We start from the raw sequence: 26,332 nt of genomic DNA on the forward strand, positions 1-26,332 counted from the left end.
ACCTCCCCACTGTAAAATTACAATACGAACCAATTTCTTGAGATAACACCTTTATACCAGTAATAGCTGTCTTTCTTCGTACGGACCAAAGTATCGTAATCCACGTGCACCAGACCAAATCGCATCCCATAGCCTTCCGCCCATTCAAAATTATCCATCAGCGACCATTCCATATAACCTTTCAAGTTGATCCCGTCTTCGATGGCACGGCTGGCTTGGATTAAATGCATACCGAGATAGTCGATCCGGCGCTGGTCGTGAATGCGTCCGTCCAGTTCCAAACCGTCGTTATAGCAAGCGCCATTCTCCGTAATATAAAGGCTTGGGTTGCCGTACTTGTCAGCGGTATAACGCAGCAGCTGATATAGCCCTTCCGCATAAATCTCCCATCCGATATCGGTCTTAGGAACGCCAAGTGACACTTCTTCACTGGACAACATCCCGCCGGCTTCATCCGAATTGTAACGGTTCATTGAGGAAGTGTAGTAATTGATCCCGATGAAATCGATCGGCTGATGAATTATCTCCATGTCTCCTTCGACAACGGGAGGTTTGTAGCCGATTTTTTCATACCATTCCAGCATAAACTTCGGATACTCCCCGAAGTAGATCGGATCAAGATACCAGTCGCCCGACCAACCGTTGATTCGCAAGCATGCGTCGATATCCTCTTGCGTATTACGGTAAGGCACAGCCCAAGCCGTGTTCGGGGCGATGCCGATCTCACCTGGAATGCCGAGTTCCCTGAACTTCCGAACGGCCTTTCCGTGAGCAACGAGCAGATGGTGACTCACATCGATCGCTAATTGCAGATCTTTATTGCCCGGAGCATGTACACCGAGATAGTTCGAAAGGAAAGCCATGCACCACGGCTCATTGAACGTGATCCAATGCTTGATTTTGCCTTTGAACTCGTTAAACATCAGCTCCGCATACTCGGCAAATGCATCGATAGATACTCGGCTACCCCAGCCTCCTTGATCTTGCAAAGCCTGCGGCAAGTCCCAATGATAAAGCGTGCAGAACGGCTCGATCCCGTTAGCAAGGAGGGCGTCCACCAGACGGTGGTAATAATCAAGCCCGGCCCGATTCACTTCACCCGTTCCTTGAGGAAGCACGCGAGGCCAGGATACCGAGAAACGGTACACCTTTACGCCCAAATCTTTCAGCAGCTGCACATCCTCTTCCACGCGATGATAGCTGTCGCAGGCGATGTTGCCGTTGTCACCGTTTTTCACCTTGCCCGGCGTGTGGGCAAAGGTATCCCAGATCGACATCCCTCGCCCATCCTCATTGTAGGCCCCTTCAATCTGGTAGGAGGCTGTCGCTACACCCCATTTAAAATCCTGGGGAAACTTATGAATACTCATCGTCAATCTCTCCCTCTCTTTATTTAGTCTTATGAAAAATGCACCGCTCCTGCATCCAAAAAACCGGCTAGGAGACGGTGCATATAGTTAATGCTTCAAGCTTTCATGCTCCTGTCGGAGTTTACTGTTTCAAACTATTCCATGAAGCCTGCATATCCTCAAGCATTTTAGTGACATCGGATTTGCCGGCAAAGTACGCCTGCATCGAATTCGCGAACTCCTGCGTTACGCCATCTGGAAACTTGGAAGACTGCTGCGGCAGTACTTTGTCAGCCTCAACATATTCCCATACGGCTGTACCCAGATCGCCCATATCCTCAGGCGACGGTTCGATTGTGGTCAAAGCCGGAATAAATTTAAATTTCTTCACGATATATTCTTGACCGATATCGGAAGTGACAAGCCAGTTCAAAAAGATCTTCGCTTCTTCCTTCACCGGGGAGTTTTTGTTGACCACAAGGTTAGCTGGTACGCCGACGCTCAGCTTGTCATTCAGCTCCGCATCCTCGCCCATAGGCATCGGCAGGAAGCCCAGGTTCAAATCTGGATTAATCGCATCAATCTCGACTTGGGACCAGTTTCCGTTTTGCATCATGGCTGCTTCTTCAGTCGCCAACAAAGAGATAGCCGTCTGGTAGTCTGTAGTCAACGGATTGTTGTTGCCGTAGTCGAGCGTAAGCTGCATCAGCTTCGCCCACTCTTCAAACAATGGATCACCCACGAATGTCTCGGTTCCGTCACTCAAACCTTGAATAAATGCATCCGGATCATCTTGCATTGCGAATGCAGGGTTGATACCTTGGTTACCGAACAGCCACCACTCTTGATACGCATTGGCGAACGGCGTTACACCGATAGCTTCTAGTTTCTTAGCTGCATCCTCCAGCTGAGAGTAGGTCTTAGGCAGCTCCGTGATGCCGGCTTTCTCGAACAAATCTTTATTGTAGATGTAGCCCCAACCTTCAAGGTTCATCGGCATGCCGTATACTTTGCCGTCCTTGGTCATCGGCTGTTTAGCCATATCAACCAGATCGTCTACCCATGGCTGATCAGACAAATCTTCCAGGTTTTCAAGCCACATTTCCATTTCGGCATAACCGCCATTGGAGAAAATGTCTGGCGCATCACCCGATGCAAACTTTGTCTTCAAGGACGCGCCGTAATCTGCGCCCCCGCCAACCGTTTGAATATCGAGCTTGATATTCGGATACTCTTTTTCAAATTCAACCTTTAGCTCGTTCAATGCGTCTACAATTTCGGTCTTGAACTGAAAGATCTTTACCGTCTTGACTTCTCCGGAAGCGGTATCATTGCTCTCGCTTTCCCCTTCTGTTGAGCTGCCGCCGCACGCTGAAAGCAGCATAGAGAAAGCCAACAGCATGATGAGAGTGAACTTCATTTTTTTCATCTTTGGTTACCCCCTGATTATGAATTATATAAAGTTTGAGAAACCATCCTGAGTGTGTTCACCACGAAAAGATCAAATCAACCTTTAATAGATCCTGCGGCAACACCTTCAACGATATACTTCTGCAATGATAAGAAAAATATAATGATCGGCGTAACCCCGAGTACCAATGTTGGCAGCGCCATATCCCACTGCTTGGAATACTCTCCAAAGAAGGTGAATGTCGCAAGCGGAATGGTCCGCAGCTCAGGACTTTGCAAAATCAAAGACGGCAACAGATAGTCATTCCAGACCCACAAGCTGTTCAGAATGATGACCGTCACGAGCATCGGCTTCAACATCGGCAGAACGATGCGGACAAAGACGTCGTATGATGATGCCCCGTCAACCGTAGCCGCCTCCTCGATCTCCAGCGGAATCGATTTAACGAATCCATGGAACAGGAAGATGGAAAGCGGGATACCCAGCCCCAGGTAACACAGAATCAGACCAACCATGCTGTTGTTAACGTTCAGCCAGCCAACGACTTGCATCAGCGGGATCATGATGGACTGAAACGGAATAACCATCGCCGATACGAAGATCATAAACACCACCCGGTTGAAAACCGTGTTCGCACGGACCATCCGGTACGCGGCCATTGCACTGAGCATCGCGATGATCAAGTTACTGATGACCGTAATGACAAGGGAGTTCTTAAATGCTACCGGAAATCTCGTTAGCTCCCAAGCTTTAAGATAGTTGTCCCAATGAAATTGATTCGGGAAGTCAGCCGCATTGACCATAATATCCCCGAGCGATTTCACCGAGTTGACGAGCAGGAAATAAAAAGGTGACAAAAAGATAATAGCAATGATAAACATTATGATTTGCAAGAACAGGGCCGATGACGATTTTGAGGATTTGGTCTTCATCAAGCTTCAACCTCCTTATTCTTTGTCAGGCGGACCTGAACAAGAGTGATGATGGCCACCACAATGAAGAAGATCAAAGACTTCGCCGTTCCCAAACCGTAGCGGTTATTCAAGAAAGCTTCATTGTACACGTTCATTGCCAGTGACTCGGTCGAACCATAAGGTCCACCTTTGGTCAGCGACAGGTTCAGGTCAAACATTTTGAAAGACCAGGATATCGCCAAGAATAGACACACCGTGACCGCCGGCATAATCAGCGGAACCATGATGTTCTTAAGGACCTGGAAGCGGCTGGCCCCATCGATTTCAGCGGCTTCGAGCACTTCCTTCGACACGTTGGTGATCGAGGCAATATAGATGATCATCAAGTATCCGGAAGATTGCCATACGAATACCATGATGATTCCCCAGAAACCGGTAACCTCATCGCCCAGCCACGGCAGTTGGAAGAAAGATAGACCGGTTACATCTCCAAGCGTAGCAAAGCCCTTCACGAAGATGAACTGCCAGATAAAACCAAGGAGCAGACCGCCGATCACGTTCGGCATAAAGAAGATCGTCCGCAAAAAATTTCGTCCGCGAATCTTCTTCGTCAAGAAGTATGCGAGGAAAAATCCGACCAGATTCGTTAATATAACACCGACAATAGTAAACTTGGTCGTAAACCAGAAAGAGTCGGCAAATGAAGGGTCATCAGTAAATATTTTGACAAAGTTATCAAACCCTACCCACTCGACATTTCCGGATACGCCATTCCAATTTGTAAAAGAATAATACATCCCCATTACAAACGGGATCATGATTGTAATACTGAAAAACAATAACGCTGGACCTACATATACCAACTGTTGCAGGAGTGCTGTTATTCTTTTCTCCTTCATGTGAATCTCCCTTTCGCTTGACCTAACGTTTCTCTCTAATTCAATTATGCTAAGATAAGAAACACGGGACTACCCTAGGATGTGAACGAAAAGGTATAGAAAATTGATCGGCGGGTGAATGAATTGAACTGGAGCAGCATACGCACGAAATTGATCGCCTTTATGTTGCTGGCGACGATCATTCCAACAACAGTCTCCATCATGATCAGTTACGTTACGACCACAAATGCGCTCAAAGAACGTACGGTGGCCGAGAACCAAAATCTTCTTTATCAAGGAAGGATGAATCTAGAGAGCAGCCTGGAGGAACTGAACCGGAACTCTCTGAAAGTTTATTCCGATCCTGATTTTTTCCGAAGCCTGCATTATAGTCACGAAAATATCAGCGCCAGCGGCAGACAGACAGCTACTCTGCAATCGATGTATCAAGCTATGGCGGGAATCCGGCAGGTCTATCTGTATGTTGACGCGTACCGGGAATCCACTTTATATGCCCAGGATTTCGCCAAAAAGGCCAGCGACATCAACCTGTACCATGAGATCCCTGATCTCCATGACCGCAGCCTGTTTATTCAGCCGCCTCATGCGTTGCATTCTTACGGCTTCCAGCTAGCTTTTCCTTATGAAGAAGATGCGCAGGTCCTTACGCTGTATCGTGTCATCGAGCGTGTTCCATCTTCGGAGCGCATAGGTCTGCTGGCGATTGATCTGGATATGACATTCCTCAGTCGGATCAGCAGCCAGCTGTATCAACCGCAACATGAAGAGCTCTACATTGTGAACGAAGATGGAGTTATCATGTATGCCGGCAATAAAGAAGCCATCGGACAACCAATTCAGGCCGATTGGTATCATTCCGTCAGAGATTCCGGTCAACAGGAAGGACATTTCGAGCACAACGACAACATTTACGTTTATAATCGAATTCAGTCCACTGTAAGCGATTGGTTAATGGTCAAGGAGATTCCGACCTCCTATATTCTAAGCAGCGCGGAAAGGACAGCCTTCATCAATATTTTGTTACTATCCGTATCATTTCTTGTCATCGTTGTCGCCACGATTTGGATATCGGTACGAATCACCGCTCCCATTCGCGAGCTGGTCGGATTCATGAGCCAGGTGAAGAGCGGTCGCATGTCGGTGGACATCGAATCAGACCGGAAAGATGAAATCGGCATTCTGTACCGACGGTTTGGCAGCATGATGGATACGATCAACAACCTGATTTTGCAGGAATACAAGCTGAAGCTGGCTAACCGAACAAATCAGCTGCGCGCACTGCAGGCTCAGGTAAACCCTCATTTCATGAATAATGCCTTGCAGACGATCGGTACGCTTGCGCTTGAGAACAACATGAAAAGAATCTATTCACTCATCTCGGCACTCGCAAGGATGATGCGGTACAGCATGTACAATACCGACCAGCCTGTAACGCTCCAAACGGAACTGAATCACGTCAAAGATTATATCGAACTGCAAAAAGAGAGATTTGAGAACGGTTTCGATTTCCGTTACGATGTGGAAGAGTCTACACTGCAGACATTGATTCCAAAGATGTTAATTCAGCCATTAGTTGAAAACTATTTCAAGCACGGCATGAATCCGGTCATGGAGAATAACTATATTCTCATTCAAAGCCGCCTCTTGCCTTCCTTTGTTGAAATCACAGTCGAGGATAACGGAAACGGCATGCCGGAGGAACAATACAAGGTGCTTCAAGAGCATTTGCAAAAAATAGAACAGCTGGACCTGGAGCAGCTTCATATTCACTCTGAGAGCGAAACAGACCAGATCGGGATCGGTCTCATCAACATCATGACAAGACTTAAACTCTATTCCCGGGGGAAATCCAGCTTCAAGGTCGAGAACAACCAGCCACAAGGCTTTCGTGTTGTTCTAACAATACATGTGGAAGGTGAACCAGATGAAGGCACTGATCGTCGATGACGAGAGCCGGGTACGCAAAGCAATTCAGCTGCTTGTCCATTGGGATGAGCACGGTATAACCGAAATAAAGGAAGCAGCCAATGGCCAGGAGGCGATGGATCTTATCCCGTCTTACCGCCCGAATTTAGTCCTGATGGACATGCTGATGCCACTAAAAAACGGTGTCGATTTGATGAAGTGGATAAGCGATCACTATCCGGACATGAAATTCATCGTGATCAGCGGGCACGACGACTTCGAATTCGTACGCAATACGATCCGATACAGCGGCATGGACTATATTTTGAAGCCGATCGACGAGTCAGCCATCAATGAGGCCGTCAGTAAAGCGGCTTCCACATGGAAAGCCGAGGAAGAGGAACGCCTGATTTTGCAGCAGCAGCATGTTCAGGTCAACGAGTATCGGCCTGTCTATTCAGAGAAGCTGCTGACAAGCTTGCTTGAAGAGCCAAGCGTCCATCCCCATGTCGCCAATCGACTGAAAACCGAAGGGATCGTTACTGAATCGGCTGAGAAAGTAAGGCTTGCCGTCCTGCAAATCGATCCTACGGATACTGCACTCTTTGAGCGATTCGATCATCATCGGGATCTTCTAATGTTTGCTCTGCTGAACATCTGTAATGAATTCCTGCAAAAAAATGGCGCAGGAATCGCGTTCCGCCACTTCGGCGCTCATCATCGAATCGTGCTCCTCTTCTGGGATAAGCTGGACGTTGTAACCGTTCTCCTAAACGAAATAAACGAAGGAATTCAGCGGACGCTATCGCGTTACATGCATTTCGGCATCGCCCGTGAAGGACGCTATCCCGAAGATATGCCCGAGCTATATGCTGAATGTGTGGCATCTCTTGCTTCGAGGGATTTGACAGTACTTAACCACTTTGTTCATGACAAAAGTGAGTTTCAGAATCGTTCCGAGGATCAACCGACTGCAGTGCAGTTTAGCAGCTATGAGGATCAATGGAAGCTCGCCGTTCTTAGCGGGCAGCCTAATCTGATCGCAGACGCGGTGGAAGAATGGACCCATGATATTCGAAAAAGCGGTTTCATCACACCTGAGCTGCTGGCGCAATGGGACCATGAGATCGAACGATTTTCAAACCATATCGCCCATGAAACCGTTAACAGTGCTTCTGAAACGTTGCTCAAGACCTATCGAAAAGAAATGAATGAGATCGTGTGTCCAAATCCCGACAAATATGTTTGCTCACTTGCCGAGTGGCAGCAATATTGGATCACATCGATGAGTCGCCTTTCCTCCACCCTGCTCACCCAAACGCAGGCTGGCGGGGATCTAATTCAAGATATTACGGCATACATCGATCAAAACTACCAGAACGAAGTATCGCTCTATGATATCGCAAGCCGTTTTCATGTTAGCCGGGAGTACATCTCTCGCAAATTCAAACAGAAACATCAGGTTAATATACCGGAGTACATCAATCGCCTTCGAATCTCCAAAGCGAAAATTCTGCTTCAGAACCCTACACTTAAAATGGCAGCGATTTCCGAGATGATCGGATTTAAAAACGAGAAATATTTCAGTCTGGTTTTCAAGAAGCATGAAGGTATATCACCAAATGAATTTCGGAAACGGCATGCGAAGCATGCATAGCACGCATAGCATGCAAATAATGGCGTTTAATTGCAAAAAAAAGCAGAGCAGCAAGAAAATACCTCGCTGCTCTGCTTTTTATAGTGCGAAAAGCTGTATTAAGTATGGAGATCTATGCTGTCCTCGCATTTACCCGTCATGCCCTAATAGCTTCTCCAAAATCATCACACCCCGGGCAGGAACTTGGCAATGCCCCTGCTCCTTTTCGCCTGTCAAGAGTTCCTTGTATACGGCTTCGCCCAAAGGAATTGTTTGGGCTTCGTCCGTATGGTTCAGAACGAACGTATACGCCTTTCCTTCCTTCACACGCGAAGTAACCTCCACACCGGCCGGAGCCTCTAGCACAGGTGCGATATCGTGCTCGCCACAGATCGTCTTCATCAAATCCTGCAAAAATTTCGCATCCGGACTAGATGCGACATACCAGGCCTTGCCTTGCCCGAAACGATTTACTGTAAGCGATGGCATCCCCTTGTAATAATCGGAACCGTATTCGGCAACAATTTGGGCGCTTTCTGCGTGAATCACATCGCACAGAATTCCGCAATCGTAAGCCCCTTCCAGTTGTCCTTGTTTACCGCGAATCACCATCTGATTCTTCTGATCCGGCAGCAGAGCGTCAATCTCCTCAGCCCAGATTCCCATCACCTTGCGGAGCTCTCCCGGGTAGCCCCCCAGCGTCACGATATCGTTCTCGTTAACGATGCCGCTAAAGAAGGTGGTCACGAAAGTACCTCCCCGAGCCACAAAAGCTTCAATGCGCTCAGCCAATCCCGGCTTTACCATATACATGACCGGGGCGATCACAACGTCGTATTGTGCCAAATCAGCTTCCACACCGACCATATCAGTCTGAATGTGCAGTTGATGCAGCGCATCATAATATTTATGCACTTCATTCACGTAATTCAGAGCAATCGTCGGTCCACTGGACAGCTCTAGTCCCCACCGATTCTCCCAATCGTACATGATCGCCACCTTGGCATCAGAACGCGCATCCAGCAGACGATCCCCCAAAAGCTGCAGCTCCTTCCCCAATTCCGCGCATTCCCGGAAAACCCGAGTATGCTCGTGACCGACATGCTCGATCACCGCACCGTGATACTTCTCACAAGCCCCGACAGAACGCCGGAGCTGAAAGAACATGACCGTATCGGCACCGTGTGCAACGGCCTGGTAGCTCCAAAGCCGCATGACGCCGGGACGTTTGGCCGAATTGTATGGCTGCCAATTTTGAACGCCCGGTGTCTGTTCCATCAACATAAACGGCTGTCCATGCTTAAGCCCGCGCATAAGCGAATGCGTCATCGCCGTGTAACTAAAAGGTGTATCCAGGGACGGATAGTTGTCCCAGGACACAACATCCATCTCCTTTGCCCATTTGAAATAATCCAGCTCGGGATAGAACCCCATCAGATTTGTGGTCACCGGAATGTCCGGCGTGCTGCGCTTGAGCTCGTCACGCTCCAGCTTGTAGCAGTCCAGCAGACTGTCTGACTGGAAGCGCCGATAATCAAGGGAAATACCTTGGAAATTCGTTCGATTTCCAGCCCACTCCTCACTGAGCGCGTTCGGAACGACGATATCCTCCCAATCGTAAAACGTATGTCCCCAGAAACGTGTGTTCCACGCTTTATTGAGCGCATCCAGCGTACCGTAGCGCTCCTTAAGCCATGTGCGAAAAGCACCCGCGCAATTATCACAATAACAGTAACCGCCATACTCATTGGATACGTGCCAGATCAAAAGAGCGGGATGATCCTTGTACCGCTCCGCCAGCTGGCTTGCCATACGTTTTGCGTATTTACGGTATGTCGCGCTGTTCGGGCAAGAGTGGTGACGACCGCCAAATTTCCGCTTGCGCCCCTCGTAATCGACACGTAAAATATCCGGATATTTTCGTGCCATCCAAGCGGGATGAGCAGCCGTGCTCGTTCCAAGACAGACATACACGCCGTTGCGGTACAGCCTGTCGATCGTTTCGTCGAGCCAGGCAAAATTATAAGTATCCTCATTCGGTTGATTCAGTGCCCAGGAAAACACGTTGATCGTTGCGATATCAATACCAGCCAGCTTGAATAGGCGGTCGTCTTGTCTCCAAACTTCTTCATCCCACTGCTCCGGGTTATAATCCCCGCCGTACCACACTTTCGGCAGCTTTTTATTCATCATTTTCCGTTTCCCCATCCTTCCAAAAGTGATAGACTGTCGTACCCTGTAAGTAAAATGCATTCCTTTCGTATCTTTTTAGAATTGTTCCATTTCACAAAATTTTTTTAAAAAAAGGGGCAGCAACTCGCCTGCCCCTTAACTATGTTTTAATCATTCCATAATTCAACGCGTTTACGGATCAACTCGGAATATTCCTCCTCCATTTTCTCGGCACCCGCATCATTCAGCTCTTGAATGAATTGATCGTACAACTGATCAAATTGTGCAGGATCAGCCAAAATGATTTCAGGAATACGCTTACGTGTAATCTCTTCTACCTTTTTGAACGTAATCGCCATATTGGAATCGGTAGGAGGAGAAATGAGATACGCAGCTCCCCAAGGTTTTTCCTCAAATTCATCCGCTTGCGGCCACAGGTCCTTCCACATTTCTGCACCATAAGCCTCCAGCGTTGCTTTAGCCGATGGCGTATAATTTTCCTTGATTTGCTCAGGGAAATTTGTCGTGTAGTAATTCCCGGTCGAATCGAGCACCCCATCGCCGTAGCGAGGGAACAAGCTGTTGTATAAGCCAATTCCTGATTCTTTAGTAAAGTTGGCATTGTCGTTGATTTTACGATCTTGAACATCCTCAGGAATGACACGTTTGCCATCTACGATATTATAATGTTCGCCCTCGATTCCCCAGTTCAACAGAATTTGTCCTTCCTCAGATGCAAGATAATCCAGGAACTTAATAATACGTACCGGATCTTCGGCAGATGTCGTGATGCCTACGCCCCAGCCCGCAGGATATCCTGTGCTTTGAAATGAAGCATCTTTGGTTGTTTCATCCAATTGAACAGGGAATTTTGCATACGTGCGATTTTCCTTGCCAGCAGTTCTCAGCGCATTCGTTGCGTGGCTGAAGCCCCAATCTGCGTCAATCACCCCGAGTACACGCCCGGAGGAAACTTTCGCCTCATATTGATCCGTCTTCTGTACGAAAGCTTCCTTATCCAATAATCCGATGTCGTTCATATGATTCAACCAGCGGAAGTATTCTTTCTCTTCCGGACGTTTGTAATGCAGCTGTGCTTCGTAAGTGTTCGGATCGATGTAATATTCACCGTCACTAGAAAGACCTGTCGAAATAAACGCCGGGTCCGTTACGGAGATAATGAATCTCCATCCGTCCGCATTGAGCGACAGTGGAATCGTCGGTTGGCCGTCGATCGTAGGATGCTTCTCATAATATTCTTTCAATGCATTCTCGAAGTCCTTAACCGTCTTGATCTCCGGGTAGCCTAATTCCTTCAACACTTCATGCTGAATGTGGAAGTTACCTCCGGCATCCAACTGCTCATGCTCCACTGCATTCAGCGTCGGAATCACATAAATCGATTCATCTTCACTGCTCCACTTCAGCCGATTCATATAATCGCCATACAGCTTCTTCAGATTAGGCGCATGCTCCTCAATCAGATCCGTAAGGTCGATGAATGCACCAGCATCGACAAACATATTCGCATCGCTTTTAGCAAATACAAGATCCGGATATTCTCCGCTCGCCACCATCAGCGGAAGCTTCTGATTGGAGCCGTCGACCGCAAATTCAGCCTGGATTGTAATTCCAGTCTTCTCTGTCAGCTTCTTTCCGACAGCATCCTCCATGTTCACCCAGTTCGCATTGGAATCGGCGCTAAAGAAAGTAATGGTCATCGGTTCGAGCGAATCCCCTTGCTGCGAATCAGCAGCGGTGCCTTTCTGGCTATCGCCACCGCAAGCCGAAAGGACCAGTGAAGCCATCATCATGATGGCAAGCAACAGCGATAATCTCTTCTTATGTTTCATTTCTATACCCCCTAAACCTCATGTTATGAATTTATCGTATAAGAGGCCTAAAGCCTGCTGATACCGATACAGATTAGCTTTTAACTGCACCAAGCGTCATTCCCTTTACGAAATACCGCTGCAGGAATGGGTAAACGATTAAGATCGGAACGGTTACGACGATCGTAATCGCCATTTTGATCGATTCCGGAGACACCTGTTTAACGATCTCAGCCATGTTCTGACCGGGTACCATGGAGCTGGTTTGCCCCTGTGTGCTCTGCAGCACCTTCATCAGCTCGAACTGTAGTGTTGTCAAATGCGGTGCAGAGCCGTTATACAAGTATGTATCGAACCAGGAATTCCACTGCCCGACCGCCAAAAACAATCCGATCGTTGCCAGCACCGGCTTGCACAGTGGAAGAATGATTTTATAATAGATCGTAAAGTCGTTTGCCCCGTCCAGCTTGGCCGATTCCTGAAGAGAGTATGGCAGACCGTCGATGAACGAACGGATGACAAAAACGTTGAACGCACTTACCATACCCGGAATAATATAGACCAGGAACGTGTTCATCATGTTAAGATCCCGGATGAGAATAAAAACCGGAATCATACCTCCAGAAAAGTACATCGTCAGTGCGAGAAAAACAGACATGAACTTTCTTCCCTGAAAATCTACACGGCTGAGCACGTAACCGAGCATCGTTCCGCTGAGCAGGCCGAGGATTGTTCCCGTTATGGTCCGAAGCACCGATATTTTCGCCCCGGTGAGCAACCCTTCATACTGAAAGATCTGGGCGTAGTTCTCCAAGGTAAACTCCCTCGGCCAAATCGTAATCCCCCCACGCACCGTATCAACAGAATCGTTGAGTGATATGGCGAGCACGTTCAAAAACGGATATAAGGTCACAATCATAACAATGGTCATAAACGTATAGTTGAATATATCAAACACCCGGTCGGAAAGTGAGGGCTTGAATGCTGCTTTTGTACGAGCCATGCTGTTCCCTCCTCCTTACATAATCGATTGCTTCGTAAATTTTTTGAAAAGACCGTTTGCGACGAACAGCAGGATAATACTGACGATGGAATTGAACATCCCGATGGCCGTACCAAAGGAGAATCGTCCCATATTAAGTCCGTAATTGAGTGCATAGAGATCCAGGACCTCAGAGTAATCCACCACCAGCGAGTTACCAAGCAGAAACTGCTTCTCAAACCCAATACTGATCAGACGACCGATCGACATGATGAGCAAGATCGCAATCGTTGGCGCAATGCTTGGCAGTGTGATATGCCATATCTGGCGGATGCGATTCGCTCCGTCAACCTTAGCGGCTTCAAACTGCTCCTGATCGATCCCTGATATCGCCGCCAAATAAATAATGGCATTCCAGCCCATTTCCTTCCAAAGATCGGCGCCTGTTACGATGTACCAGAACCAGCTTCCCTGTGCCATAAATTGAATCGGCTCATCAATGATGCCAAGCCACATCAGCAGTTGGTTGACCGCTCCTCCATCCACAGACAGCATTTTGGTCACGATCCCGGCTACCACCACCCAGGATACGAAGTGAGGAAGATAAGAAACCGTCTGCACCGTTCTCTTAAAAGCGTTTCCACGAATTTCATTTAGCAGTACCGCAAACACAATCGGAACTGTGAAGCCGACGAGCAGGCCCATGAAACTCATAGCTAGCGTATTGCGAAGCACCAAATAAAACTTTTCGTCCGTAAACAAGGTTACGAAGTGATCAAAGCCGACCCATTTCTGTTCAAATATCCCCTTGCCCGGTTTATAGTTCTGGAATGCCATAAGCCAGCCCCATACTGGCAAATAGCTGAATATGAAAACGATGATGATAAAAGGAAGCGACATACCGTACAGTACTTTCTGCTCCCTGAAAGTGGTCCAAAAACCTTTCTTTTTTTTCTTTATGGCGACAGGTTGGACGCTGCCTTCACTCTCTGTTATCGCTTTCAAACCAACCCCTCCTCTCTTGTATAATTTGATGATAAATCAATCGGAAGAGGCGGAGTACCCGACGAATGGGTGCAAAAATCATATAAAAATGAGACATGGCCCGTGCGGCACATTGCCATATACTCGAAGCTGTGCAGCTCTTTTAAAGACCTGTCTCCTTGCGGTAATTGGAGGGTGAGGTTCCGACGTATTTTTTGAATTTGCTATGGAAATAATCTACGTTCGTATAACCTACTCTCTCCGCAACCTGGTACACCTTCATGCCCTGTTTCAGAAAACCCTTGGCCTTATCAATCCGAACCTTGTCAAGATACGTAGTAAAGTTTTCACCTGTGATGTTTTTGAACATTTTTCCTAAATAGGCTCTGTCATAATTAAATACCTCGGCCAATGTCTTCAGCTTGATATTCTCGCTGTAATTTCGCTGAATCATGTCCACCATTCGCTTCATCTCCTGATCGATTCCCCCACTTCCCGTCTGCCACATAAGCTCCTCCAGAAATTGGGCACAGTGATGACATAGATCAAATACGGTTGTCTGGCAAAATATGGCGGAAATGCGATCAGAGTATTCTTTTGTCCTCGATTGCAGCCCTGTGTGGTGAATGATCAGCTTGTTATACACACCTGTCAGCAGCTCGGTAAACGCACGCTTCATGTCATCTTCCGAAAAATGCTCATGGATCATCGCAAGAGCAGCCAGACGAAGTACTTTCTTCTGCACGTCTACGTTACCAACGTCCACCGCATAGTAAAGCCGCTCCATGAATGGCTCGGAATGATATCCTGGCACTTCCTTCATTTCTGTCTCCTCGCCGAACGCTACGGATTCCGGGTACAACAATTTCCCCGAAGGATAAAAAAATCGTCTTTGCAGCAACCTCTTTGCCGCTTCGTACGACTTGGTAATATCGCTGATCTCGTGCACCTGATACCCTAAGGCCGCCGTAATGGACACTCCGGATAAATCAGCCGCCTGATCAAGCCGTACTTTCAGTGTCTCCCGGTCGGATACAGACAGAACAGGTGTCGGCATCAATACCCCCATGAAGCCATGCAATGTAAATACGACAGCGCAGCCTTCATCTTCAAAACATTCCTCAAAGCATTCCATCAGCTTGCTTTTGAAGAGACGATGCGCTTCTGATTCTGCTTCATCCAGGTCGTGTATATGAATCAGAACAACTTGATACCGATTCCACACCAGGCCGAGCTCTTCGGCTAGCTGGCGGGATACGGGCTTCTGGGTTTTCTGATCGATCCAGGACTGAATCGCCTGCTCCCGGTTGAAACCACCGACCGTTTGATTCAGCGCTTTATCATCCTGTTCCTGCTCGATGCTCTCTTTGATCTGAATCAGAAAGCCAGACAACTCATCCTCATCCACCGGCTTCAGCAAATATCCATCGACCCGCTGGGTAATGGCACGTCTGGCATAATCAAACTCAGCGTAACCGCTCAAAATGAGCAGATGAATCGCTGGATCGTCAGAGCGGATGGCTTCGATCAACTGCAATCCGTCCATACCGGGCATACGGATGTCTACCAACATGACATCCGGTGCATACCGTTTATGCTTTTCGAGTGCCTCATTTCCATTCGCTGCCGTGTCCACAACCTTATATCCCAGCTCAGCCCAAGGCACGATCGTTTTCAATCCTTCACGCAGCTTGGGCTCGTCATCTACGATCAGCACTTTCATCATCGATTTCTCCCCCTGTCGGAATACGGAATTCAATTCGGGTACCTGCTCCTGGCTCGCTGTGGATCGTTAAACCGGATTCGGAACCATAAGTAAGCTGGAGTCTGACATGTACATTTCGCAGTCCGATCCGCCCCCCTTCATGCTCATCGGCTTCATTCAGATAGCTGCGAACTATGGCAAACCGCTCCGGCGTAATGCCCGCTCCGTTATCCTCGGTCACGACATGGATCATGCCGCTGCCAGCAGTCACTTGAACCCGAATGAAGGTTCCCTCCTCCTTATGGTCCATTCCGTGAATGACGGCATTTTCCACCAAAGGCTGAATAATCAGCGGCGGAATAGAGACATGTTCGGCATCCGGTTTTACAAGCAGCTCATATTTCAAGCGGTCTTCATAGCGGAATTTTTGAATATCCAAATAACACCGGACCATTTCAATCTCGTCTTTCATCGTGGTCTTGCCGGTTCCCACCTCCAAATTGCTGCGCATCATCTTGCCGAGCAGTCGAACGATCCGTGCGATCTCGCTCTCCCCCTTCAGGTGTGCCTCCATACGGATTGCTTCCAGAGCATTGAACAGGAAATGAGGATTGATCTGGCTGGCCATCATTTTGAATTTGATTTCATTCTGCTTTTGCTCCATGCGCCGTTTCTGCAGGTTGGATTCCTGAACTTCATTCATCAGCTTGTTGACATTACCAACCATCGAATTAAACTGCCGAGACAGCTGTCCTATTTCATCTTTACCGTCTATGGCCATCGCGAGCTCCAAATTCCCCATGCTAACCTTCGTGATATGTTTGCTTAATCGCAATAAGCGGCTGGATATAAGAGAAGAAAAGCTATATATGAGCAAAATAGCAAGCAAAAGACTGATGATGATTACCGTCAGCGCCAGCTTGTTTATACGATTGGCATCGGCTACGATGCTGTCGATGGAGAAAATCGATATGATCCGAAGGCCATTCTGTCCCAGCTCCGGGTTGAACGGTTCAATCAACACCTTTGATGCCTCGTCGTCGATGACCGCTTCAAAGAACCCGTTTTTCTCATACAAAATGCCTGAATTGTCATCGATCTCGCCCAGCGTCTTGCCATACAGTTCGGTACGGTTAGAGGCAACGATATTGTTTTTGCTGTCAACGATCATTGTAAAGAACATCTCTTGGTTCAAAATCGTATTGAGCAGACTGCTATTCACGTTAATCACCAGCACACCGCGCTTGCCTTTGCTTCCCAGATCGATCCCCTTAACCAGACTGAGGTAATATTTCTTGTCCCGTTCATCCATTAAATAAACCCAGTGAACGACCCCAATATTTTTCTGGGCACGGATATACCAATCTGACTGTCGAATCTCTTCTCCCGGGTTCATAAACTCCCAATTATTGAGCAGCGTCTCGTTTTCAACATAGAATCGAACGTTGGATATCTCCTTGTATATCTGCTTGGCCTGCTGAAAATCCGGGTAAGAACGATAAGCTATAAACACTTCGTATGCGCTTTCATATTGGCGGCTGGCGACGCTTTTCAGACGCTCGTCATACGAGAGCCGGTACGCTAAATCATCAGCCACGTTTAGCACCTCCGTAGACCGCTTCTTCACCCGGTCCACGTTCTGGTATGCTTGTTCTACAGCATTGTTAAAAGCAAGCTCCCGAAGCTCTCTTGTCAGGAAAATACTGACGATCGCAACGGGGACAAAAACCACGACAACAAAGGATAGTATTAATTTTTTTCGGATTTTCATATCATTCATGAATTGAATGAATTTCGATAACATTGGATGCTTTTCGCCCCTGTCTACACAAAAAGATTAACGAAATATGGAATAAGCCCGGGCTTCAGCAGATGGCTGCTCCGGACTTATCCCATTTACATTTCAAACGTATTTACATCTATGCTTCCAGCTGAACTGTAAATTCAGCTTGCTCGCTGCCCTCTACGAGAATACGATCTTCTTTCAAGCTCACTCCTGCACCATCAACGGAAGCGGCTGAATCCATACCGTGCAGCTTCATCGCAAATGGCTTTTTGCTGCCCTCCGATTTCACCGTGATTCGGCTGCCTTCGCGTACGGCGCGAACGGTAAGCTCCACCTGACCATCCATGTTTCGCACCACCACGGAAGCTTCACGTCCGTCTTCCAGAACATACAAGCCAAGTTCTACACCATCCGCGTAGTCATAGTCCGGACGGTTATCGGTTGCACCAAGCGCCAGGAAAGAATTCCCACGTACGAAGAGCGGAAGACTGAGGAAATCATAGGTTTCCTTGCGCCACGAACCTCCTTCCACCGTTTCACCAGTCAGCAGATGAGTCCAGCGACCATGCGGAAGATAATACGATACTTCTCCCTTCTCGCTAAACACTGGAGCTACAAGCAGAGAATCGCCAAGCATGTATTGGCGGTCAAGCATTTCAACGGCAGGGTCATCCGGGAATTCCAGGAACATGGCACGCATGCTTGGAGTTCCTTGTTCATGGGCTTGAACCGCCGTATTAAAAAGGTATGGCATCAGACGGCTTTTCAGCTTGGTAAAGAAACGTGTAACATCAACAGCCTCTTCGTCGTAAGCCCACGGCACCCGGTAAGACGTGCTGCCGTGCAGGCGGCTGTGGCTGGACAGAAGCCCGAACGCCAGCCAACGTTTAAACACGTGAGCAGGTGCGGTATTTTCAAAGCCGCCAATATCATGGCTCCAGAAGCCGAAGCCGCTCAGCCCCAGCGACAGTCCGCCGCGAAGGCTTTCAGCCATCGATTCGTAATCGGCATAGCAATCGCCGCCCCAGTGTACCGGGAATTGCTGACCGCCGACCGTTGCGGAACGCGCAAATACAGCCGCTTGATTTTTGCCAAGCTTCTCGACAAGCACTTCAAACACCACTTTGTTATACAGCTGGGTGTAGTAGTTATGCATTTTGTGCGGATCGGAGCCATCGAAATACACAACATCCGTCGGGATGCGCTCACCGAAATCCGTTTTGAAGCTATCCACGCCCATATCCACCAGCTCGCGGAGATATCCTGCATACCATTCGCATGCATCCGGGTTCGTAAAGTCAACAAGGGCCATACCTGGCTGCCACAAGTTCCACTGCCATACGTCGCCGTTTGGCTTCTTCACGAGATAGCCTTTTTCGCGCCCTTCCTCGAAAAGACGGGAACGCTGCGCGATGTACGGGTTGATCCATACGCAAATCTTCAAGCCCTTCTCTTTCAAACGCTTCAGCATACCCTGCGGATCAGGGAACACTTCTTCGTCCCATTGGAAATCGGTCCAATTTAGCCCCTTCATCCAGAAGCAGTCAAAATGGAACACATGCAGCGGAATGTCACGCTCCAGCATCCCATCAACGAACGAGTTGACCGTTGCCTCGTCATACTGCGTTGTGAACGAAGTCGAAAGCCATAAGCCAAAGCTCCAGGCAGGAGGTAGAGCCGGCTTACCCGTCAGACTTGTATATTTATCCAGCACAGCCTTCGGCTCTGGACCATCAATAACGAAATACTCCAGAGACTCGCCACGAACGCTGAACTGCACCTTCTTCACTTTCTCGGACGCTACCTCGAAGGACACGAGATCCGGTTGGTTTACAAGCACACCATAACCTTTGTTCGTCATATAAAACGGTATGTTTTTATATGCCTGCTCCGAGCTTGTGCCCCCGTCCTCATTCCAGATGTCAACCACTTGACCATTCTTCACAAAAGGCGTAAAACGTTCACCGAGCCCGTATACCCACTCGCCAACGCCCAGATCCAGCTCCTCACGCATGTAAGTCTGTCCATTATCCTCAGCGATATGGGCGATCGATTTGAATCCGCTGCCGGTAATCCGCTCGTCTCCACGATAGAAGTGAACCGACCACTGCGGCCCTTTTTTGATCACGACACTCAGGTTACCGCTGCGAAGTACAGCCTCCTGCTCGTTCTCTTCGATAACAGCGTGGCTGCCCTCTTCCTTATACAATTGGAACGCCGGTCCACGGTCGCGAACGCCCGCGTAATGAACCAGTTTCACTCCGATCACGCCAGGAAGAGGCGAATGGAATTGAACCGTAATAAGCTGGGCATTGATCGTCGCTCCTCTGCCTGGAATCGGTGCTGTTGATGCATAAGCTGTCAGTGTTCCGTCTTGTACCGCAAAATCATAGGCTTGTACGGCTCCAGCAATGGAGTAGCCTTCACGTACAAGCCAGTTGCCGTCAGTAAATTTCATAAGATGAACCGCCTTTCTATATTTTGAAAATTGAAAGTTTAGTTGAAAGCGTTATACTATCATTATAGTGATCTTATTTTGATGAAACTAACAGTATCCGGCGATTTTATAGCACAATTTTGATATATAATAAGCTGTCTAGCTTTTCCTATGGAAGAAAGGGGGATTTTTGTAATGGACCAGACACTGCACCAATCTCTAAAGGAAAGCAAAGTTCATGGCAATGAACGCTTTCCGTTCGGGGTTTACTGGTATCAGTTTGCCCCTGGAGCACACGTCGTTGACTCTCATTGGCATACGGAGCCCGAAATTTTCTACTGTATCGAAGGCGAGGTTTTGTTTCAGATTAATGACACGGAATACATTCCTGTAAAGGCGGGGGAAGCCCTGTTCATTGACGGCGGGGACATCCATACCGGACATGCACAGGGTGATCAGGGCTGCAGCTTCTGTGCCATGGTGTTTGATTTCGGGATGCTTGCGAGCGCTCAATACGATGCACTGCAAGAAGAGTTGATCGTCCCGTTCCAAGAGCGGAAAGCGGTATTTCCAAGATGGATGACGAGGAAGACGGATGAGAAACTCCTTGGGCATATCCGGGAAATGATCGACTTGTCCAAGAAGCCGACAGCTGGTTACGAGGCAGCGATTAAGGGGCATCTGTACCTCATGCTGCATCATGCTGCCGCTTCTGGCAGGCTGGTCAACCGCAGCCGGACGGATGCAACCGACCTCACACGAACCGAACGGCTGAAGAAGGTGATCGTCTATATTCAAAACCATTATCAGCGTCCGATCCGTCTCAGCGAGTTGGCCAAGCTGATCCCGATGAGCGAGGGGCAGTTCTGCCGCTTCTTCAAATCGATGACAGGTCAAACCCCCGTTGATTACATGAATTCCTACCGCGTGCGGCAGGCCGCCGAATTGCTAAGACAGCCGGATTACAAAATATCCGACATCGCATTTGATGTCGGATTTGGTCATATCAGCTATTTTGTTCGGGTATTTCGAAAAATAATGAACTGCACACCATCGCAATATCGAAAAAAATTGTAACTTTAATATTCTAATGTGCTCCAAAAATGCAAATTTGACGTAATTTCGCCTCATTTTTTTCAGTGTAGCTAAGGTAAAAAACATTCCTTTCCTATATAATGGATTTTATAAGTGTGATAAATGTCACTGTACAATACAGTGTATCATTCAGGAAAGAAACAGATGGGAGAGGAACGTTTCATGACCTATGTCAACACATCGGATATTACGGCGCAGATGTTTGTAACCGTGCTGCTGTTTCTTTTGATCATTGCGCCACTGTTCAGCCTAGCCATTCTACGCCTCTTTCAAGGTAAGAAAAAGGCGGGTCTGCTGCTGGTCCTTGCAGGAATTGCTGCATATGTCGTTTTCCAGCTGTTCATGAAGATCTTTTTTTGACGGAAATCATAACTACAAGATAAGGTAACACAAGCAAGAGACAGCATAACACATAAGTTTTGAGTACGTCCAAAAGGGCTCTTCCCCGAATGATAGGGAAGAGCCCTGATTAGTGTGGTGAAGCAGTTTACATCGCGATGGCGCTATGCTCCAAACTCTCAATGTATCTCTCTGCATCCATGGCAGCCATACAGCCGCTGCCTGCTGCCGTAATCGCTTGTCTGTAGCGAGTATCCTGCACGTCTCCGCAAGCGAAGACGCCGGGAATATTCGTTTCGGTCGTTCCTGGTGTGGTGACGATATACCCGTTGGAGTCCGTCGTAATTGCGCCTCCCAAAAAACCGGTGTTCGGATGATGACCGATGGCCACAAAAACTCCGCTCGTCTCGATTACTTCTTCTTCTCCTGTTTTGTTGTTCCGAACCTTGACGCCTTTTACACCGTGCTCATCATTAGCAATAATTTCAAGCGGCACGCGATCCAGCGCCCAATCGATTTTTGCGTTGGCGCGAGCGCGATCCTGCATGATTTTTGAGGCACGAAGCTCATCACGGCGATGAATCAGCGTCACCTTGGAAGCAAATCGGGTCAGGAAGTTCGCTTCTTCAAGCGCAGAATCTCCCCCGCCAATGACAACGATATCTTTATTGCGGAAGAAGAAACCGTCACATGTAGCGCATGTGCTTACTCCGCGGCCGACATACTCCTCTTCCCCTGGAATTCCGAGATATTTTGCAGTAGCACCTGTTGAAAGAATGACGGTTTCTGTAACGACCTCTCCCAGATCTTCAACGTGCAGCTTGAAAGGACGCTCTCCGAACTCTATGCTGTTCACCCAACCCATATGGAATTCTGCACCGAAGCGCTCAGCTTGTTTGCGCATATTATCCATAAGTTCAGGACCTTGGATGCCATCTATAAATCCGGGGAAGTTCTCTACTTCTGTTGTTGTCGTCAGCTGTCCGCCAGGCTGAGGCCCTTCAATAACGAGAGGTTTCAAATTCGCCCGAGCCAAATAAATTGCGGCAGTAAGACCTGCTGGCCCCGTACCTATAACAACGGATTTATACATCTATAATTCCCTCCATTCATTAGACACCAAACAATTTATAATTATTTTAAGTTAATATCAATTATGATTTATTTAAACGTAACTGTCAATATGACTTATTTCGTACGAAGCAGACGAAGTCCGTTCAGTATAACCAGAATGGTACTGCCTTCATGACCGACCACGCCCAGCGGAAGTGCAACGCCTGACATAAAATTGGTTACAATCAGTGTCAAAATGACTGCAATCGCAAATGTTATATTTTGCTTTATGATCCGCTGTGCCTTGCGGGCAACCTTCACAGTACTGGCAATCTCCTCAATATTGTCATTCATCAATACCGCATCGGCAACCTCCAGGGCCGTTCCACTGCCGGTTACCCCCATACCAATACCTACTGTAGCTGTTGCCAGTGCCGGAGCATCATTGACTCCATCACCAATCATAACGACATGGCCGTAAGTTTCACGCAAGTTCTTTACATGCTCCACTTTATCTTCCGGCAGCAAATCAGAGAATACCATGTCAACGCCTGTTTGCTCTGCTATAACTTGAGCGGTTGCTTTGCGGTCGCCTGTCAGCATAGCTACCTTAATGCCCAGCTGCTGCAGACGTTTTACTGCCGCAGCTGCCTGCGGACGCACCGTATCTTGCAAAGCGATCATTCCAACTACCGTATCACCTGCCAGCACGACGGAAACCGTCTTGCCTTCCGACTCCAATCTGGTACGAATAGCAATCCAGTCCGAAGCATCTGTTAAGCTCTTTGTATGATCAGCAATGTCTGTCATCTCAGCTCCGAGGGCAGTCTCAGACGTGGTATCCTTTATCCGGTCCAACACATCGCTCTTTCCGATTTTCCACAGCTTTCCTTGAACTTCAGCTTGCATTCCCCAGCCGGTTATAGATTGCGCATTCTCCGCCGGGAAAAGCTCGATACCTTCCTCTTCAGCTTTGTTCACAATTGCTAACGCCAACGGATGCTTGGACATGCTTTCCACCGACGCGCAAATCGCAAGCAGTTCCTCTCGTGTCAGCATGTCACCTGCAATAAAATCGGTAACCTTTGGAGAACCAATCGTTAGTGTTCCTGTCTTATCAAATGCAACCACCGCAGTGCGAGCCATGTTCTCGACATGGGCTCCACCTTTAAACAGTACACCTTTCCGGGCTCGGTTCGAGATGGCGGACAATATGGCTGGCATGATGGATGACACCAGCGCACATGGAGAGGCGACAACAAGAAAAACCATCGCTTTATAGAATGAGGTGTTCCAATCCCATCCAAGAATCGGTGTCGCCAGTCCGATCAATGCCACAGTAACGATCACTACTACACGAGCATATATCGATTCGAAACGTTTAATGAACCGCTCTGATTCCGGAACTTCGCTTTCAGCTTCCTCCACCAATTTAATAATTTTTGCAAAAAGAGTTTCTTCTGCCCTTTGAGTCACTACGATATAAAGCACACCTTCTCCATTAAGGGTCCCGGCAAATACAGGATCGCCTACCGCTTTATCCACAGGAATGGACTCTCCCGTAATCGACGCCTGATTCACAGAAGATCCACCCCGATCCACTGTGCCATCTGCTGGAATGAGCTCACCCGGCTTGACAAGGATCAAATCACCGATTTCCAATTCCCTAATTGATACCGATACCGTCTGGCCATCTTCCATTCGAAGCGCCGTCTCCGGCTGAAGCTCCATGAGCGAGGAAATATCCTTTCGGCTCCGCTCCATCGTGTAACTCTCCAGCGCACCACTCAGTGCAAAAATAAAAATGAGCATCGCACCCTCGCCCCAATAGCCGATTGAAGCAGCGCCCAGGGCAGCAGCGATCATAAGTAAATTCACATCCAAATCCCGCTCTTTAATTAGGGTCTGGATACCTTCCTTCGCCTTTATCCAACCACCAAGCGTATAGGAAGCCACATACAGAACAACGGACAGCCATTCTGACCATTGGCCTGCAATCCATGCTATAAGCATGAGAAGGCCGCTGCCCAGCACAGCCAGAACTTCCGAATTAGCCAGCAAGCTACGAAGATCCCACTTGCCAGGTTGATGAGGTTTTTGTGGTCCTTCTCCCTTGTCTGCTGATGGTGTAGATTTAATCGTTCCTTTCTGTAACCATTCCATATTAAACCACCCTTCCTTCTCTTGATAATGAGAGCCATTATTAATGCCCTGAAAATGACACATGCTGCCCCGGCTAAGCCGGAGCAGCATGTCTAAATGAGAATGAAAATCATTTTTGTCTTAGTACAAATTATTTTCCTTAGAGAAACTTTTACAATTTTATCATAATCGGTATCCAGCGAAATGTAAACACCTTTTCCGCCTATTTTTTTCATCTTGCTGTTATTCAGCAGTTCACAGTTTAGATGAAACAACATTCTTTATTATGTAAAAAGAAACGCCTGTGTCCCCGTTAATGGACAGCGGCGTTTCTTCCCAAATTTTTATTCCTTCAAGCTTTTTTCACGGCAAGCAGCATATTCTCACATCTTTTCAAACCGAACTCCCGCAAGCCGCACGGCTGCCATCATCGACGGGGCACAACATACTTCGGTCACACCCAATCGGTATACCGCTTTCAGATCAGAGACGGTTACTTCTCCGACCGCCCTGATGCCGATATTCGGCTTTACACATCGAATTTGACGGATCGTCTCTTCCAAATTACTGTGCTGCAAAGCTGGATTGGCCCATTCTGCTATCGGCTCTTGCATCCTGATTCGTTCCCAAATACGATCACAAACGTTCTCCTCTACCATGCCACGAAGACCCGGTTCCATTTCCGTATCTATAACAATAACATCAGCCAAACGAGCAATCTCGGCTGCATCTGATGGCAATATATCCGGGTGCAGCAACGCACCAATCTTGATGTTTACAGAGGGCTTCAACTGGCAAAGCGTCTGACTGCCCACCTCTTCAATAAAATCATGAGCTTCTGTAAAATCCGATACATCAGATGGCCAAAGCGCAAGCAGCTCCAGCTGACAATCCAGCCCTTCACTCTGACAGCGTGCCGCCGCACGGTACACCGATTCCAACTGTATATCTTGCAGCTCCACCCTGTCTTGAGGGCTGCATTCGACTCTTCTATCCCATGCAAGACTCACTGCACACGGGCAGCCGCTAGCCGCCTGGAGCACGCCCATCCATTCTTCGGTCCATAACGAAATCAGGCGAAACCGATAATGCTGTTTCTTCGTTTCTCCCCGACTTTCCAACCAATTGCGATATACTTTATTCAGAGGTTGGTTTTTAGAGTAAAGTAAAGCTTCCCCTCTCATCAGACCAATGCCCTGAGCGCCATATTTCATACCGACTAATGCCTGTTCTTCTGTATCTGCGCGAGACAACACCTTCAGCTTCCTCTTCTCGTCACTCCAACCTAGCAGGCGTTGCAGAGAAGACCGATCCTTTTCAGAAGCCTCCTTTTTCCGCACAGCTTCCTCTAAATCCTCAGGAGCAGCGAAGAGCAGCAGCGCTTCTTCATAGGTAATCCCACCGGTCGTTGCCAGGTCTTTCAACCCATTCACATCGTTAAGGTTTCCGGATGAATGCTCGCGGCTTTCGCGACTAAGCCTATTGTAAAAGCGCTTCCCCAATTCAGTGCCATTTCTCCGTTTCCCTTCATTCATGATCATCATTCTACTCCTTTTCCACTTGAATTGGAGGTTCTTTCTCCATCCCTAATGATTATTATACAAAAACAGGAAATATACGACCGGGCTTAGGCAAAGCTTACGTTTCACTTAAAAATCTAAAAGTTTTACGGGAGAACGCTAACACTTTCC

At 48.0% G+C, this 26,332-nt stretch carries 18 protein-coding genes; 4 read left to right on the plus strand and 14 right to left on the minus strand.

Annotated features, from left to right (window positions below; genetic code table 11):
- Nucleotides 1-17 precede the first annotated feature (17 nt).
- The 4 genes from C8268_RS06965 to C8268_RS06980 form a co-directional block, all read right to left on the minus strand.
- The gene (locus C8268_RS06965) at nucleotides 18-1,370 is read right to left on the minus strand and encodes a GH1 family beta-glucosidase (RefSeq protein ID WP_106766999.1); all 1,353 of its coding nucleotides are present in this window, start codon (nucleotides 1,368-1,370) and stop codon (nucleotides 18-20) included.
- Between the two features lie 121 nt (nucleotides 1,371-1,491).
- Nucleotides 1,492-2,778, minus strand: a complete 1,287-nt coding sequence (locus C8268_RS06970; protein WP_106767000.1) for an ABC transporter substrate-binding protein — start codon at nucleotides 2,776-2,778, stop codon at nucleotides 1,492-1,494.
- Nucleotides 2,779-2,855: 77 nt separating this feature from the next.
- Nucleotides 2,856-3,692, minus strand: coding sequence for a carbohydrate ABC transporter permease (locus tag C8268_RS06975; RefSeq protein ID WP_106767001.1), 837 nt, complete (start codon nucleotides 3,690-3,692; stop codon nucleotides 2,856-2,858).
- Nucleotides 3,692-4,573 carry a carbohydrate ABC transporter permease gene (locus C8268_RS06980; RefSeq protein WP_106767002.1) on the minus strand — a complete coding sequence of 294 codons (882 nt, stop codon included), beginning with the start codon at nucleotides 4,571-4,573 and terminating at the stop codon, nucleotides 3,692-3,694. The genes C8268_RS06975 and C8268_RS06980 overlap by 1 nt, the downstream gene beginning before the upstream one ends.
- Before the next feature lie 114 nt (nucleotides 4,574-4,687).
- On the opposite strand from C8268_RS06980, the gene C8268_RS06985 reads away from it, so the two are divergent.
- Together C8268_RS06985 and C8268_RS06990 are read left to right on the plus strand one after the other, a co-directional pair.
- Nucleotides 4,688-6,520, plus strand: coding sequence for a sensor histidine kinase (locus C8268_RS06985; protein WP_234032686.1), 1,833 nt, complete (start codon nucleotides 4,688-4,690; stop codon nucleotides 6,518-6,520).
- Nucleotides 6,498-8,135, plus strand: a complete 1,638-nt coding sequence (locus C8268_RS06990; RefSeq protein ID WP_106767003.1) for a response regulator transcription factor — start codon at nucleotides 6,498-6,500, stop codon at nucleotides 8,133-8,135. The genes C8268_RS06985 and C8268_RS06990 overlap by 23 nt, the downstream gene beginning before the upstream one ends.
- Before the next feature lie 129 nt (nucleotides 8,136-8,264).
- Here the strand turns inward: C8268_RS06990 and C8268_RS06995 are convergent, their stop codons facing one another.
- The 7 genes from C8268_RS06995 to yicI all read right to left on the minus strand — a co-directional run bounded on the left by C8268_RS06995 (nucleotide 8,265) and on the right by yicI (nucleotide 20,033).
- Complete coding sequence (locus tag C8268_RS06995) at nucleotides 8,265-10,307, minus strand: beta-galactosidase (protein ID WP_106767004.1); 2,043 nt, start codon at nucleotides 10,305-10,307, stop codon at nucleotides 8,265-8,267.
- A gap of 146 nt (nucleotides 10,308-10,453) precedes the next feature.
- Nucleotides 10,454-12,139, minus strand: coding sequence for an ABC transporter substrate-binding protein (locus C8268_RS07000; protein WP_106767005.1), 1,686 nt, complete (start codon nucleotides 12,137-12,139; stop codon nucleotides 10,454-10,456).
- 73 nt (nucleotides 12,140-12,212) lie between these two features.
- Nucleotides 12,213-13,121, minus strand: coding sequence for a carbohydrate ABC transporter permease (locus C8268_RS07005; protein ID WP_106767006.1), 909 nt, complete (start codon nucleotides 13,119-13,121; stop codon nucleotides 12,213-12,215).
- 15 nt (nucleotides 13,122-13,136) lie between these two features.
- Nucleotides 13,137-14,105 carry an ABC transporter permease gene (locus C8268_RS07010; protein WP_106767007.1) on the minus strand — a complete coding sequence of 323 codons (969 nt, stop codon included), beginning with the start codon at nucleotides 14,103-14,105 and terminating at the stop codon, nucleotides 13,137-13,139.
- A 142-nt stretch (nucleotides 14,106-14,247) separates the two neighbouring features.
- Entirely contained in the window at nucleotides 14,248-15,810 is a 1,563-nt protein-coding gene (locus C8268_RS07015) for a response regulator transcription factor (protein ID WP_106767008.1), read from the minus strand.
- On the minus strand, nucleotides 15,785-17,593 hold the full coding sequence (locus tag C8268_RS07020) for a sensor histidine kinase (RefSeq protein ID WP_106767009.1): 1,809 nt from the start codon (nucleotides 17,591-17,593) through the stop codon (nucleotides 15,785-15,787). The genes C8268_RS07015 and C8268_RS07020 overlap by 26 nt, the downstream gene beginning before the upstream one ends.
- Nucleotides 17,594-17,708: 115 nt before the next feature.
- Entirely contained in the window at nucleotides 17,709-20,033 is a 2,325-nt protein-coding gene (gene yicI, locus C8268_RS07025; protein ID WP_106767010.1) for an alpha-xylosidase, read from the minus strand.
- Nucleotides 20,034-20,207: 174 nt separating this feature from the next.
- On the opposite strand from yicI, the gene C8268_RS07030 reads away from it, so the two are divergent.
- Both C8268_RS07030 and C8268_RS07035 read left to right on the plus strand, forming a co-directional pair.
- A complete protein-coding gene (locus C8268_RS07030) occupies nucleotides 20,208-21,089 on the plus strand; it encodes an AraC family transcriptional regulator (RefSeq protein ID WP_106767011.1) in 882 nt (293 codons plus the stop codon).
- Nucleotides 21,090-21,269: 180 nt separating this feature from the next.
- Nucleotides 21,270-21,467 (plus strand): hypothetical protein, encoded by a 198-nt coding sequence (locus C8268_RS07035; RefSeq protein WP_106769869.1) that lies wholly within the window; start codon nucleotides 21,270-21,272, stop codon nucleotides 21,465-21,467.
- 127 nt (nucleotides 21,468-21,594) lie between these two features.
- Here C8268_RS07035 and trxB read toward each other — a convergent pair whose 3' ends face one another.
- From trxB to C8268_RS07050, 3 genes are all read right to left on the minus strand, one after another.
- Nucleotides 21,595-22,539 carry a thioredoxin-disulfide reductase gene (gene trxB / locus C8268_RS07040; protein WP_106767012.1) on the minus strand — a complete coding sequence of 315 codons (945 nt, stop codon included), beginning with the start codon at nucleotides 22,537-22,539 and terminating at the stop codon, nucleotides 21,595-21,597.
- A gap of 95 nt (nucleotides 22,540-22,634) precedes the next feature.
- Nucleotides 22,635-24,662, minus strand: coding sequence for a heavy metal translocating P-type ATPase (locus C8268_RS07045; RefSeq protein ID WP_106767013.1), 2,028 nt, complete (start codon nucleotides 24,660-24,662; stop codon nucleotides 22,635-22,637).
- A 362-nt stretch (nucleotides 24,663-25,024) separates the two neighbouring features.
- Nucleotides 25,025-26,176: an aldolase/citrate lyase/malate synthase family protein gene (locus C8268_RS07050; protein ID WP_158702693.1), complete on the minus strand. Its 1,152-nt coding sequence runs from the start codon at nucleotides 26,174-26,176 to the stop codon at nucleotides 25,025-25,027.
- Nucleotides 26,177-26,332 lie beyond the last annotated feature (156 nt).

Source organism: Paenibacillus faecalis, assembly GCF_900289175.1.
Classification (GTDB): domain Bacteria; phylum Bacillota; class Bacilli; order Paenibacillales; family Paenibacillaceae; genus Paenibacillus_AQ; species Paenibacillus_AQ faecalis.

Coding starts and splice junctions, on each gene's coding strand:
- C8268_RS06965 (WP_106766999.1), bottom strand. CDS start 1,370: ATGAGTATTCATAAGTTTCCCCAGGATTTTAAATGGGGTGTAGCGACA.
- C8268_RS06970 (WP_106767000.1), bottom strand. CDS start 2,778: ATGAAAAAAATGAAGTTCACTCTCATCATGCTGTTGGCTTTCTCTATG.
- C8268_RS06975 (WP_106767001.1), bottom strand. CDS start 3,692: ATGAAGACCAAATCCTCAAAATCGTCATCGGCCCTGTTCTTGCAAATC.
- C8268_RS06980 (WP_106767002.1), bottom strand. CDS start 4,573: ATGAAGGAGAAAAGAATAACAGCACTCCTGCAACAGTTGGTATATGTA.
- C8268_RS06990 (WP_106767003.1), top strand. CDS start 6,498: ATGAAGGCACTGATCGTCGATGACGAGAGCCGGGTACGCAAAGCAATT.
- C8268_RS06995 (WP_106767004.1), bottom strand. CDS start 10,307: ATGATGAATAAAAAGCTGCCGAAAGTGTGGTACGGCGGGGATTATAAC.
- C8268_RS07000 (WP_106767005.1), bottom strand. CDS start 12,139: ATGAAACATAAGAAGAGATTATCGCTGTTGCTTGCCATCATGATGATG.
- C8268_RS07005 (WP_106767006.1), bottom strand. CDS start 13,121: ATGGCTCGTACAAAAGCAGCATTCAAGCCCTCACTTTCCGACCGGGTG.
- C8268_RS07015 (WP_106767008.1), bottom strand. CDS start 15,810: ATGATGAAAGTGCTGATCGTAGATGACGAGCCCAAGCTGCGTGAAGGA.
- C8268_RS07020 (WP_106767009.1), bottom strand. CDS start 17,593: ATGTTATCGAAATTCATTCAATTCATGAATGATATGAAAATCCGAAAA.
- yicI (WP_106767010.1), bottom strand. CDS start 20,033: ATGAAATTTACTGACGGCAACTGGCTTGTACGTGAAGGCTACTCCATT.
- C8268_RS07030 (WP_106767011.1), top strand. CDS start 20,208: ATGGACCAGACACTGCACCAATCTCTAAAGGAAAGCAAAGTTCATGGC.
- C8268_RS07035 (WP_106769869.1), top strand. CDS start 21,270: ATGACCTATGTCAACACATCGGATATTACGGCGCAGATGTTTGTAACC.
- trxB (WP_106767012.1), bottom strand. CDS start 22,539: ATGTATAAATCCGTTGTTATAGGTACGGGGCCAGCAGGTCTTACTGCC.
- C8268_RS07045 (WP_106767013.1), bottom strand. CDS start 24,662: ATGGAATGGTTACAGAAAGGAACGATTAAATCTACACCATCAGCAGAC.
- C8268_RS07050 (WP_158702693.1), bottom strand. CDS start 26,176: ATGAATGAAGGGAAACGGAGAAATGGCACTGAATTGGGGAAGCGCTTT.